The 13,681-nt window shown below is 36.6% G+C and carries 11 protein-coding genes; 3 read left to right on the top strand and 8 right to left on the bottom strand.

The window, feature by feature from the left end:
- Nucleotides 1–131: 131 nt before the first annotated feature.
- On the bottom strand, nt 132–1,238 hold the full coding sequence (locus IGJ52_RS03685) for an iron-containing alcohol dehydrogenase family protein (RefSeq protein WP_002379176.1): 1,107 nt from the start codon (nt 1,236–1,238) through the stop codon (nt 132–134).
- A 170-nt stretch (nt 1,239–1,408) separates the two neighbouring features.
- Here IGJ52_RS03685 and IGJ52_RS03680 point away from each other — a divergent pair, with 170 nt between their 5' ends.
- From IGJ52_RS03680 to IGJ52_RS03670, 3 genes are read left to right on the top strand one after another with little or no spacing between them, the layout of a single operon-like run.
- The gene (locus IGJ52_RS03680; protein WP_002355770.1) at nt 1,409–2,872 is read left to right on the top strand and encodes an ABC transporter substrate-binding protein/permease; all 1,464 of its coding nucleotides are present in this window, start codon (nt 1,409–1,411) and stop codon (nt 2,870–2,872) included.
- Nucleotides 2,865–3,587, top strand: coding sequence for an amino acid ABC transporter ATP-binding protein (locus IGJ52_RS03675; protein ID WP_002355769.1), 723 nt, complete (start codon nt 2,865–2,867; stop codon nt 3,585–3,587). The genes IGJ52_RS03680 and IGJ52_RS03675 overlap by 8 nt, the downstream gene beginning before the upstream one ends.
- A gap of 15 nt (nt 3,588–3,602) precedes the next feature.
- The gene (locus IGJ52_RS03670) at nt 3,603–4,757 is read left to right on the top strand and encodes a pyridoxal phosphate-dependent aminotransferase (protein ID WP_010816370.1); all 1,155 of its coding nucleotides are present in this window, start codon (nt 3,603–3,605) and stop codon (nt 4,755–4,757) included.
- Between the two features lie 47 nt (nt 4,758–4,804).
- Here IGJ52_RS03670 and IGJ52_RS03665 read toward each other — a convergent pair whose 3' ends face one another.
- Genes IGJ52_RS03665 through IGJ52_RS03635 form a run of 7 tightly spaced genes read right to left on the bottom strand, consistent with a single transcriptional unit; the run spans nt 4,805 to nt 13,637 of the window.
- Entirely contained in the window at nt 4,805–5,116 is a 312-nt protein-coding gene (locus tag IGJ52_RS03665) for a hypothetical protein (protein ID WP_002419368.1), read from the bottom strand.
- A 15-nt stretch (nt 5,117–5,131) separates the two neighbouring features.
- Nucleotides 5,132–5,992, bottom strand: a complete 861-nt coding sequence (locus IGJ52_RS03660) for a hypothetical protein (protein WP_002415921.1) — start codon at nt 5,990–5,992, stop codon at nt 5,132–5,134.
- Entirely contained in the window at nt 5,982–8,048 is a 2,067-nt protein-coding gene (locus tag IGJ52_RS03655) for a cellulose biosynthesis cyclic di-GMP-binding regulatory protein BcsB (RefSeq protein ID WP_002355765.1), read from the bottom strand. The genes IGJ52_RS03660 and IGJ52_RS03655 overlap by 11 nt, the downstream gene beginning before the upstream one ends.
- Before the next feature lie 14 nt (nt 8,049–8,062).
- Nucleotides 8,063–9,325: a glycosyltransferase gene (locus IGJ52_RS03650; RefSeq protein WP_002355764.1), complete on the bottom strand. Its 1,263-nt coding sequence runs from the start codon at nt 9,323–9,325 to the stop codon at nt 8,063–8,065.
- Complete coding sequence (locus IGJ52_RS03645) at nt 9,322–10,905, bottom strand: hypothetical protein (protein WP_016614035.1); 1,584 nt, start codon at nt 10,903–10,905, stop codon at nt 9,322–9,324. The genes IGJ52_RS03650 and IGJ52_RS03645 overlap by 4 nt, the downstream gene beginning before the upstream one ends.
- Entirely contained in the window at nt 10,895–12,415 is a 1,521-nt protein-coding gene (gene wsfD, locus IGJ52_RS03640) for a glycan biosynthesis hexose transferase WsfD (RefSeq protein ID WP_219259830.1), read from the bottom strand. The genes IGJ52_RS03645 and wsfD overlap by 11 nt, the downstream gene beginning before the upstream one ends.
- 13 nt (nt 12,416–12,428) lie before the next feature.
- The gene (locus tag IGJ52_RS03635; RefSeq protein ID WP_263306396.1) at nt 12,429–13,637 is read right to left on the bottom strand and encodes a hypothetical protein; all 1,209 of its coding nucleotides are present in this window, start codon (nt 13,635–13,637) and stop codon (nt 12,429–12,431) included.
- Nucleotides 13,638–13,681: the final 44 nt, after the last annotated feature.

Here is a 13,681-nt window from a genome sequence, read left to right as displayed (position 1 = left end):
GTCCTCCCATCATCATACTTTTTTTTTATTGAATTTGCAAGGATTTCTCAAGGTTTCTTTTTTCAAAAAAGGATCCTTAAAAAACAGCAACTAGTTCAAATAATTCAAATGAACTAGTTGCTGTTTGGCACTTATTTTGTCGCTGTATATTTTTCTAAATCTTGCATCGCTGTTTTCACAATTTCAGGGGTAATTTTTTGTTTCATATAATGAATCGTTTCGCCTTCTATACAAGCACGTTCTGCTACTTCTTGATACTCGGCTTCAGTTAAGTCCATGTCCATTTCTTTTAAAGAAATAGGCAAACCTAGTTGGTGATAGAACGGAATCAATTCAGCGATTTCTTGCCATTTCTCTTCAATGGCTAATTGAACAAACACACCATACGCCACTTTGTTTCCATGCAATTGTCGATGGCTAGCTGGTAGCAAAGTTAGTGCATCATGAATGGAATGGGCACCCGCTGTCCGACCATAATCATCGCCAAAGCCACCCACCATTCCACCAATAATTAAATTTGTTTCGATGACATCAATAAACGATTGATTTAATTGTTGCTCTTCCATCGCTTTTAAAGCATTGATACTTTCATTTAACAAAATATCGCGACATTTTTCCGCGGCAAAATGAGAAACTTGAATAGGTAACACTTGGACGTCTAACTGCGAAATAATCGCATCTGCTTCATACCATTTAGCTAATGTATCCCCAATACCTGCCACCATTAAGGACCGAGGCGAATGCAATAACACTCTTGGTTCTACCAACACCAAAGCGTTTGCTTGCGGAAAAACGTCATACCGTTCCATTGCTCCATCTTCTCGATACATTACACTCAATGGCGTGCACGGCGCACAAGTAGCTGCTAAAGTGGGTAAAATAATGACCGGTAACGCCATTTTGTGTGCTAAGGCTTTGCCCAAGTCGGCCACTTTTCCTCCACCGACAGCGACAATGGCCTCTAAATGATTGTCCAGCACTTGCGCTTCTAACTCTTGCACACGTTGATCTGTACAAACACCTCCATAGTTTTCAAAAACAGCTGTTACTTTTTGAAACGTCGGAAAATACGGTTTTGCCGCTTGCCATGACTCAGTCCCGTGTAAAATGAATACACGATGAATATTTCTGCATAATAGTTGTCCTTCTAATAATTCCCACGAACCAATTTCGCAAAGATACTCTTGTGGTGTCCCTCTCACAATTAATGATTGTTCCATCTTGAAAATCCCCTTCATTTTTGACTTTTGAAAATTTTTTTGAAAAAGTTGTATTTTTTCAACTCTACTACTTTTCCTTTTACATATTCTATGATATGATAAACCACATCATAACACAATAAATTTTTATACATTTATTCGCTTTTTTTGAATATTTATAAAAATAATACAAAAAGGAGTTTACGCAAATGACCAAATGTAAAAAATGGCTACAGACGATTTTACCAATTTTATTCTTGTTGCTCTCATTATTACCTATTAAAGAAACTTTTGCAGCCGAAAACGATCCAGTCTATGACAAAATCATCCAAAAGGGAGAACTAGTTGTCGGCCTATCCGCAGACTATGCCCCTTATGAATTTCATGCAAAAGTAGATGGTGAAGATAAAATTGTCGGTTTTGATATTTCTATTGCTCAAAAAATTGCCGACGATTTAGGCGTTAAATTAAAAATCGAAGAACTAGGCTTCGATGCTCTGTTAGGGGCCTTAAAAACTGGCAAGATTGACATGGTCATCTCTGGCATGTCGCCAACGCCTGAACGATTAAAAGAAGTAGCTTTTTCTCAACCATATATGAACGTTCAACAAAGAGTCATTGTTCGGAAAGAAGACAAAGATAAATTTCATTCCACTAAAGATTTCGAAGGCGTTCGTGCAGGTGCCCAAAAGCAAACGACACAAGAAGAATTAATTAAAACCGAATTAACCGGTGCTGTCCCTACTTCTCTTCAAAAAATTCCAGATTTAATTATGAATCTAAAAAATAATAAATTAGATGCAGTCGTTATGGAAGAACCGGTTGGCGAAGCCTATGTTTCTCAAAATGAGGATTTAGCTTTTGCTGATGTTACCTTTGAAAAAGGCTCAAAAGATACTGCCGTTGCTTTTCCTAAAGATGCGCCCGTTTTGACGGAGAAAGTAAATGCCTCTATTAAACAAATTAATGATCAAAAATTAATGGACGGTTATAAAAAAGAAGCCAATCAATTAATGTTCCAAAAAGATCAAAGCTTTTTACAAAAGTATGGAAAGTTCTATCTTAACGGTGCAGGCTATACCATTTTCCTAGCTTTCATTGGTGTTTTGTTTGGTGCCATTTTAGGGGCATTACTTGCTTTAATGAAGTTAGCCAATTCCAAAATTTTACGTGGCATTGCCATTGCTTATATTGAATATGTTCGTGGCACTCCTTTGCTTGTTCAAATTTTTATTGTCTATTTCGGGACAGGCGTTCTTGGTTTAGACTTATCAAAAGTAGCAGCTGGTTGTATTGCCCTTTCTCTAAACAGTGGTGCATATGTAGCAGAAATTATTCGTGCTGGTATTCAGGCAGTTAATAAAGGACAATTGGAAGCTGCTCGTTCTTTGGGAATGAATCAAAATCAAGCAATGCGATACATCATTTTCCCACAAGCTATTAAAAATATTTTACCAGCGTTAGGCAATGAATTTGTTACAGTAATTAAAGAATCTTCCGTTGTTTCAGTCATTGGCGTTTCGGAACTAATTTTCCAAGCTGGCAACGTTCAAGGAGCAAGTTTTAAACCCTTCTTACCTTACTTAATTGTATCGTTGATTTATTTCGTCCTAACCTTTACTATCTCGCGTCTATTAGGTGTTGCTGAAAGGAGAATGAGTACTAGTGATTAACATTAAAAACTTACAGAAAACATTCGGAAAAAATGAAGTACTTAAAGGAATTGACTTAGAAATTGAAGCTGGTGAAGTTGTCGTAATTATTGGCCCTTCTGGTAGTGGTAAAAGTACTTTTTTACGTTGCTTGAACTTATTAGAAACACCAACTGGTGGCAGCGTTGAATTTGAAGGAAAAAATTTATTAGATAAAAATACCAACATTGATCAACTTCGTCAAAAAATGGGAATGGTATTCCAAAATTTCAATCTTTTCCCGCATAAAAATGTCTTGGAAAACTTAACGATTAGTCCTGTTAAAGTAAAAAAAGAAGCCGCTGCTGAAGCCACAGAACATGCTCTTTCTTTACTGGAACAAGTTGGTTTATCAGATAAAAAAGAAAATTATCCCGCTCAACTTTCTGGTGGGCAACAACAACGGGTAGCGATTGCTCGCGCTTTAGCCATGCGTCCTGACGTGATGCTGTTCGATGAACCAACTTCTGCCTTAGACCCTGAAATGGTGGGCGAAGTGCTATCCGTTATGAAAAATTTAGCTATTGAAGGGATGACAATGGTAGTGGTTACCCATGAAATGGGCTTCGCAAAAGAAGTTGCGGACCGTGTCATTTTTATGGATGCAGGAATTATTCAAGAAGAAGGCACACCTGAAGAAATTTTTGATGCGCCACAAAACCCAAGAACACAAGATTTTCTAAGAAAAGTTTTATAAAAAGGAGCACCTGGTATGGATCGCAAGAATATCGCAACACGTTACCAACAACCTACTGAAAATTTACTCATGGATATTGCAACATTGGCGAAAAAGACCCCAAATTTAATCGATTTATCGATTGGTGACCCTGACTTAATTACCGATGAGCGGATTATCGAACAAGCAGCTAACGATGCCAAAAATGGGCATACAAAATATACCGCTTCTGATGGTAGCGAGGCATTCATTGAGGCGGTCATTCAGTTTTATCAGTCACATTATCAATTATCCTTTCAACCGAATCAAGTCCGGGCCACAGTTGGCGCTCTGCACGGAATGTACCTTGCCTTACAAGTGATTCTAAATCCTGGAGATGAAGTGATTATTCATGAACCTTACTTCTCTCCTTATAAAGACCAAGTCCTTTTAGCAGATGGTGTTCCGGTCTTTTTGCCAACCTATGAAGAAGATGGTTTCCAAATTGATGTAGCTCTTTTGAAAGAAAAAATCACGCCTAAAACCAAAGCGATTATTCTAAATTCACCGAATAACCCGACAGGCGCTGTTTTCTCTGAAGAAACTTTCAGAGAAATCGCACAGGTAGCGATTGAACACAATTTATACATTCTTTCAGATGAAGTTTATGAAGCCTTTTGTTTCCAAGAAACGTTTACTCCCATGGCTACGTTTGCTCCAAAAAATACTATCACTTTTGGCAGCTTTTCAAAAGCCTTTGCAATGACTGGCTGGCGTATTGGTTATATGATTGCCCCAGACTATATTAACGAAGTAGCCAAATTAATTAATGAAGGCGTTACGTATTCTGCGCCTACGTTGTCACAGCAAGCAGGAATCTATGCGTTACAACATTTTGACGAATTTGTAGACCCGATCGTTGAAGTGTTCCAAACACGTTTAGAGTATGTGGCCCAGCGAGTAGCAAAGATTCCTTTCCTTTCGCTTCATCCAGTCAAAGGAAGTATTTACGCCTTCATTAACATTCAAAAAACCGGACTAACTTCCGTTCCTTTTGTGGAAAAGCTTTTAAAAGAGACACAAGTATTAGTGATTCCTGGAAAAGCATTTGGTGAAACAACAGGCGATGAGTACATTCGTTTAGCCGCAACACAAAATTTAGATTTATTAAAGGAAGCGTTCGATCGAATTGAAAGAATGACCTTTGAATAAAAAAAGCTTCTGCATTAGCTAATAATCATAGCTAATGCAGAAGCTTTTTAGATTTCTTCTATCAATTCAATCGCTTGCCCACCAACATGCGGTGGAATCGACATAGTCATCGGCGGCAAGCCTACGACTGTGAAACGGACTTTTGTCCCTTTTTTCAAGTGAGACAGTGGGATACTTTCCTCTAACTGTTCAACAAGTATGTTTAAAATTACCCCATGAGAAAATAAGGGCACGATGGATTCTGGATCACTTTCTGCTTGGATATTTTCTAAATGCAATCGCATTGACAATGGCTGCGTCTCATTTATCACACCAGCCTCTGCTAAATTCCCTGTAAAAACAGCAATTTTTTCAGTCATTTGTTTGCCTCCTTTTTAAACATCATATTGAAGAGAATTAATTCCATCCCCTAAAAATTCTGAAGCGTTGTTAAATTCGGCAGGATCATATTTGGTATAGGAAACTTGTAATGTCAAAGTAATATTCCTTAAGGTTTCAGAATGGGCAAATTTCTCTTGAGCTTGTTGTTTGAATTCTTTTCTAGTAGTGTATCCGTCATCCCCATCGCGGAAAATTAATAACGCCCAAGTTGGCGGTGTGCCGTCGATAAAGTATGGTAAGAAGCGATCATCCGTTGTCTCTTTAATCGCCGCTGTCACGATTTGTAGCAATTCATTTTTTTGTTCAGGACTTAATAAGTTACGAATACTTTCCCAATAGGCCACTCGGATCACGACTAAATATAACGGCGCTTCATAACGTGTAGAAATGTCAGAAAATAAATCGAATCCTTCTTCGTACATTTTTGCTGTTCTTAAATTGGTTACTGCATCTAACGCATTTAACTGAGAAGTTTCTTTACGTAAGCGAATATTTTCTTCTTCAATCGTACGAATTTGATAAGTCACTGCATAGATTGTTAAACAGTAGAGCGGCGGCATGATTAGCCAAAATAATGAGCCATAGCTAAACAAATCATGATAGACATACTGATATACAACATAAGTCAATTGTAGAAAAATAAATATAAGCGAAAATGTTAACCCCGCTGTAATCCCTACAAAATAGGTAACAATAATTAAGATAACTGAAATTAATAGACAACTTAAGTCCACAAAGAAATCATTCGTTCCTAAGGCCATAAAGATGGTTGTGCCGACAACCAAAACAATTCCTACCAACAAAGTTAAATCCAAAAGTAAGGTCACTCGTTTTTGATTCACTCTATTCCCCACCTTTCAAATTCTTCTTCACGATGAAGAACGCACTTAATCCAATAATGGTCATACCAATTAAGAAGACAAATAGATAAATCATTAATTTATGATTATTGACAATTCGTTTACCTAATGATTCGTTGCTAACGTTGCTTACACGTTTTTTGAAACGATAATCATAGCGACGATAGTTTGGATCGACCACAATGGCATCTCCTTTGTACATAGAAGTATTCTTCTCTGTATTCACTTGTGTAGAGGCTAAAAAGACACCTTGTGATTTAGCTCCCGTTAAGATTAACGCCGCGGCTTTCGCATTATATGGAGAAAACATTAACTGCGCCGTACCGATTTGTTTGCCATAATCTTTTTCAATGCTCAGTTTCTCGTTTGAAACAAAACGTGTGAAGTCCTTATCATAATGGAAATATAACTGATCGTTTAACTTACGAATCATCGGATTATCCTTAGGCGTACCAAAAATAATCAAGTTATGATTTTCTAATGCCGCATTTTTAGGCGCTTTTTTATAATACGTAATCTCACCGACATTACTTTCGGCATAATTACCAATTAAGTTAAATAAATTAGTCAACACTTTAAAATAGTTGTCGTCCATTTTTTCTGGTAATAAAATCGCTAAATCAGCAAAAGAACGGCTTCTGATAAAAATGTTCGGATAGTTGTTAAATAATATGTCATTCAGTTCTTCTGTTTGAATAAACGCATTTGAATTATTTTCAATAAAGGCCCATGGAGTCTGACCATTTCGCAAAACTTCTGGTGATTTAACATTCAAATCAAAAGCAACTTTTAAAACAAAACTATCAGCAATTTCTAAGTTCTTTGGAAATTCGAGATTTAATTCATCACCGTTCGCACGAGCAGCGCTTAATTTCTTGCTGCCAATTGGTTTATCATTGGCATAGACCGTCACTAAAGAAGAATCAAAATCTAAGTTTTCAGCGTATTTAAAATGTAAATGCACGCGACTTCCATTGGCATTGTTTCGATCCACTGGTAAATTGACAAAGTACGTTTGTTCTTGGTGATAGGCCCCTTCTAGCTTATCCCCCGTTGAGGTTAATGGATAATTTCCATCAAATTCTAAAGTTGAACTAAACGTATCGGTATTCTCATCAACTGTTGTCTCTTCTTTATCTGTTTGGGTCATTAATTCATAGTTTGCTAAATAACGTCCCGCACGAACAAGTAAGTCCTCATCTTTAGAAGTAGCTACTAAAACATGCTTATCTGGTTGATTGAAAAATTTTAAGACAGCCTGGTCCTCCACACGTTTGCTATCGATTTGACTTTTATACTGATCTGGTAATTTATCATAGCTGGCAATAATCAACTGATAGGGTGCTGACTGTTCTTTGTTCAAAGAAGCCATTGGCAACAATTCTTCTGAGGTAGTAATCAAACGAGCAGCACCAGCTAACGCATGGGTCGCTGCAGCTAATTCTTTTTCCGATGCATTTTCTGGTGTCAAAATAACACTGTGTTTATTTGCAATCGTGTCTGCTCCCACAAAATGATTATAAAAAGAATGAATTGTATTCTCTGGTAATTGTAAATCGTATTGGAAGTTTACGTTAGATCCTTCATACATCGTTAACCAATTTGCCGGAGTTTCAATTAAATTATACATATCGTTTCCTGCCTGATTAATAATTTGGCCCTCAACAGTCAATGTATTTGTCTCTTTAATCAGTTCTAAAGGGATTTCAATCGTCTTTTGTTGAATACCAGTCGTATTTTCAGGACGCCAAGAATAAAACTTCACACCATTCACTGCGACAGTTAAATCTGAGGTCTGATTATTTTTTAATTGTGTGATTTGGTAGGTCATATTGAATGATGCTTTTTTTACATCCCAATAATCAATTTTTGTAAAATACATGGTGCTACGGACAGAAGTACCTGTTAAAGAGATTGTTTTATTTTGAAAAGGTTGTGTAAAGGTATGGTTGTCTTGTTCTTTGTTTTCGGCGTATACGGTCGGACTTGCGACACCAATTAGAATTGCCAGAAAGAACAACCCTATTAAAGTGACTGTTTTTTGTTTCATTGCACGTTTCCTCCTTATTTAAATCGTTCAGTTTTGTACCATTTTGTTTGTGTTTGTTTATGAAAAACATTTTCTTTAATATACATCACCATGCCATAAGCGGCGACTACTAGCCACATCTGACTGTATGTAATATACATCAAGGCAATAATTAAGATATTCTCTAAAGTCATTTCGCCTTTTTCGGTTGTAATACTGACAAAAGTACTGAAAATAAATAACAAAATCGCTAACAACCATAAGGAATTGCTAAATCCTTGCAGGGTCGTTGTTAAGTAACCAGACATTGATAAAACTAACATGATGTCTGACAAAACGAGCGATGTCATTAAGAGAAAATAAATGGACAAGAAATATAAAATATCAAAACGGATCCGACTCGCTTTAGGATTAAACAATAATTTAGCATTTTTAACAATGACATAAATATTGCCTTTGACCCATCGCGTCCGTTGTCGGAACCAAACAGACAAAGTTTGCGGCTCTTGCTCCCACGTCACTGCTTTTGGTTGAAACTTAATTTTATAGCCCATCATATAGATGCGAAAGCTGATTTCTGTATCTTCGGCTAACGCTTTGTCATCCCAGCCGCCAATGGCTTCAATAATACTGCGACGAACAATGAAATTTGTGCCAGGAATCGTGCATAACTTAAATAATTGAAAACGACCGGCTTGTGCCATCCATTGAAAGGCAAGTGTTTCGATATTAATAAAGCGTGTCAACAGGCTTGCATTGCGATTTCTCGTTCTAAATTTACCAATAACCGCGCCGTATTCCTCACTAGCAATTAACTCTCCAACTAAATAACGGAGTGCATTCGGTTCAGGTGTATTGTCCGCATCATAAATGGCAATCACGTCCCCCTTGGCTTGCTTGAAACCAATGTTTAAGGCATTAGACTTACCTTTCCCACCTGTTATATTGTCTGTATTAATAATCTGCAAATTTCGATTAACCGCCTTTTTTTGGACATTCGCTAAAAGCTCAGCACTATTATCACTTGAGTTATCATTAATCACAATAATTTCATAGCGATCTTGCGGATAATTAAAATTCAATAACGCTTCAACTGTCCGCACAATGACAATTCCTTCATTATGGGCCGGCACCATAATTGAAACAAACGGTGCATCTTCGTCCTCTACAGGTGGCGGTGCGACAGGATCTGTTTTTAAATAATAAACATAGCCAAAAATAACTAAGAGAATATTTACAATTAGTAGACTCCAAATAATGATAGTTGCTGTTAACATTACAATGTCAGCAATGGTCATTTGTCTTCCTCCTTATTAATATATTTCGACCGATAATTCTTTCGTCCAATCATAAACAAAATAATCAGGATGATTAAAGTCAGTGTAACAACGCCAATCAAAATATTGTTTGTGATACTGAAAAAGAATGAAAATAACCCTGTAAATCGTTGTTTTTCAACTGTTGAGGCCCCTGTATCAGCCAAACCATTGACAATTTGATTGTTTAAGAAGAACCGATTATTCCGAAATTCGATTTTCTGCGTTTGTGTTTGAACAGTGAAATGTTGATCCGCTTCTGAAACACTAAACACTATTGGTGCTTCTTTGACTTCTTGAATTAGATGATCCACTTCTTTTTTAGAATTTGGAAATGAAAAACTAATGGTGGTCGGCATTGGAAATCGATAGTCATTCGGATTATCTTTATCCGTCCATTCAATCCCCGATAAATAATCATACGGTAAATCAAACAAAGCATTCTTATAAGTGATTGATTCTCCCGTTTGGTTCCGATAAAAAACACGTTCAATCGGCGGATTTTCTCTTAGAATCACTGTATCACTAATTGCTAGACCATCCTCTTGGTATTGAAGGTCTTGATTCCAATATCCTGGAGCAGAAATGCCTACTGGATAGACATGTCTGTCGACCAATAAACTAATCTGCTGCGCCATCAATTGTTTCAAGGCACGTTGGTCATTTAAATCAACATTATTAACGACCGGTGTTTCTAAGAAAATAACCCCCGTCGAAGCAAATGCACGTAACGCATTCGTAAATAGTTTATAAGGTAAAATCGTATTGTTTTGTGAAACGCTCGTACTGGATAAAATATAAGGATACGTGGTTTTAACTAATTCTTCTTGCAAATAGGTTGCCACAGACATATCTCTTAACGGGTTAAAATCAGAAATCGTCAAAAACGGCCGTGACATTTTTTCACTTTCCAGCCATTGACTAATCACGTCCAAGCTTTCTAAAAAAACAGCGCCTTTGCGTTCAAACATTGGTAGAAAAGCATGCCCATTCTCAATTACACCAAATGGATATTCTTCTGGTGCTAATTCTTGTGTTTTTAATCGACCAACTGTCTGACCTTGCGTATTTTCCAGCACAACTGATTGATCTTGAAAAGGCAATACTTGAGAAAAGCGTTTTTTTTCATCTTCTAACCGATATTGACGATGACTTAATTCTTTCCACGTACCGCTAAAATATTGTTTTTCATCGTCACGCATGTTTCGACCAATGTGTAATTGTTTACCTTTAAAATGAACTCGATCTGCTAGAAAATCAGAGGCAATAACGCCGGCTTGTTCAGGCCAATTCACCATAGAAATCAAACTGTCATAGCCATCATTTAGCAATTCGCCAGGCACATAATCTGACACCGCCACACTCTGAACTTCTACTCCAAAACTCGTCAACACTCGTTGTAAAGCATCCACATCATTTTCTTTTTTTCCAGCAATATTCAAGCTGTCATAGACAAGTAAGACATGTTTACTTGGTGCAGCCAGCGCCGGTTTAGCAAAGCCGCAAAAAACGAAAAAGAGTAAGACACACACCCAGCCAATAAGATATTGTTTATTTTTCAATTTTCTCTACCTCCCCAATGACTTGTGGTGTTGTATCTTGCCACATTCGTTTACCAATAACATCAGAAACAATTTGTAACAAGAGAAAATCTAAAAATACTGAGACTAAAAACAAATGAAGTACTAAGTCACTATCCCCATCAATAATAATTGTTGAAATGAAAACAACTAATAAATTTAGATAAATCCCTGTCATTAAAAAGAAGCGAAAAACTAATCTCGGTTCGTTTCTCTTGAGTCCTCTGTATAAACCAACGCCATATAAACCAAACAGGATCACGCCTAATAATAGATAGAAAGCAAAGTTTTTAGGAAAAAAGCTGGCTTTAATACGGTTATACACCATAAAAAATTTAGATTGTTCTAGCGGTGCACGCCCCGTCGTTTTCTCAAAATTCCCCACATTATTAGGCTTTACTAAGTAAACATTTGGGACCGCTGAATTCAGTCCTTGCCATAATTCAGATGGATAATTTAAATAATTCAATAACACCCATCCAAAACTCGTTTTATCAAAAAAATCTTTTTTCATTTGTTCAGAAGTTGGTGATACAGGACTGTATTCTTCAAAGTAGGAACGTCCCTTTTGCAACCCATATTGCGGGTTAATTCCGCCCTCTGACATCCGTTTATCTGGAACCTTACTATCCTTCATTACACCGCGCGTCATACTGTGGTAGACATCACGTTCATAGATATCGTTAGGGACAATAAAAGCTGCTAACGTTGTAAAACCAATCAGTGCAATTAAAAAGGCCGTCATTGACAATCGTTGATAACGTTGTGACAAGTAGACAAAAAATCCTAATCCAGCAATAATTACACCAATAATAAGCAAATATTCTTGGCGTGTTGTTCCTATTAAAAGTACTACTGCTTGTGCCAAGATAACTAAGATTATTCTTCTGAGCCAAGTTCGTGGTTTCGTCACCCGATAAAAATAGACAGAAAATGCTAAGACACTCACAGAAAGTAAAAAACTCGTCGCTTCTGTATAAAAGGAATTAAAATAAATCGTATAGGAGGTATCCCCTAAGATGAAAATAACCAACAAGGAGATAAGATAACTTTTTTTCAAAGATACGTCTTCGGTTAAGCCTCGTACCAGAATATAAATTGACACTAAAAAACAACTAAGATAAACGAAACCTAAGAAACGAATATCGAAAAGTGTTTGACTATAAAAAAGTTTATTAAGCCAAATGGCAACGGTAATGAAAAATTGTTGAGTGGAAACAAAGTGCGTCGTTGTTTCATTAAAATAACGCATAATTGAAAAGTCCTTAACAAAATAGGCCACATTGTCGTAGCTATCACCATTGACACGATAAAGACTATTTGAATTTAACACACGAAAATACTCGCCATTATCTCCCAAGCCATTAATCGGATAAACAAATAACAAAATGCTTGTCACTAACCCAATCCCTAAAACGGCCAAAAGACTTGGAGAAATATAACGACTCAACCATTCAAAAGCCGAGTTCATGTGTTTTTTGATCTTTTCCATGCTTTCACCTCATCTAGAAATCATAGGCCAAAAGAGCCATTAAGTTATTATAGGAATAGACTTGTTTCGTAACTTTATCACCAAACCCTCCATAAATCGGGCTGCTTGAATCCATAATTTGAAAATTATTAAGTACTGTAATTGCCGCACGATACAACTCTTTGTCATTTTCGGCAACACCAATTAAAGCCGCTATCGCATAACTGGCTGCAGATTGATTTTTATCCACAGGCGATCCATTTAAATCATACGAGTTAAAAAGCGTTCCTTGCTGAACTTGTTTTCGCACAAAATCAATACTAGTCTGCTTCGCCATACCCACTTCACTTAAATGGACAATCGTTAATAAAGATTCAATAATATTAAGTGTTCCGTTGTTTTCGTATTTATTTGTTTGATGATTAAACTTCGTTTGATAAAGAGGTAAATCATCAGAAATATAGCCATCGTCTATTAATTGGTAATGATACTGCAAGTAGTCTGCTGAAATCCCAAATTCTTTGTATAGATAACCCAGCGTAATTAAGTCAATATAAAACAAAGAAGTTTCTGAAGACTGTTGTTTTGATTTACTATCGTAAAAATCAATTAGAATATTATCTTTCATAGAGGTTTTCATAAAACTCTTACCTAATTTTTTAATTTCTTGATCATACTGATCTGTGTTAAAATACCCACCTGCTTCAATTAATGAACGAATGATCCGTAAATCATCAATCGAGGCATTGACATTGTACTTATTGCCTTGCTCGTCAATTCGGTAACTAAATTGGACGCCGTCATAAAAAGTGTCTTTCGTCTGCTTATAAAAGTTATCAAAACGTCCCTGCGTATCAAAAGCTAAATCCCGCAAATATAGACCAGAAGACTCACTTAGCAACTCATGTCCTGTAGCGACATCTTTGCGTTCAGCATCTGGTAAATAATTGGTTAAAAAACCGCCGTCTGTTTTGAGCCGGGTTTCAATAAAAAACTTCAACAAATCTTTGCGCTCAGCTGTTTCTTTTGTGTGAAATTCATGTTTTGTTAAAAAATGTTGTTTGTCTGTCGACATTAAGCGTTGAATTTTTGGATTCACTTTTTCCACCTCTACTTTATAGGATTTTTCTCTAAACAAAAGAAAATATCCTCCCAGAAGCACCACGAATACCCCAATAAAAATCCAAAGTTTTCTCTTCATTGTTACGCCTCTTTTCCTCACTTCTTTATTGTCAGTGTACACAAAAGTACTTGTTTTTGCGAAACTTACGCTACCTCTTCAAGCGC

Origin of the sequence: Enterococcus sp. DIV1758 (genome assembly GCF_051711985.1) — a bacterium.
In the GTDB taxonomy this organism is placed as follows: Bacteria; Bacillota; Bacilli; order Lactobacillales; family Enterococcaceae; genus Enterococcus; species Enterococcus faecalis.
This window is presented reverse-complemented; position numbering and strand designations above follow the sequence as displayed.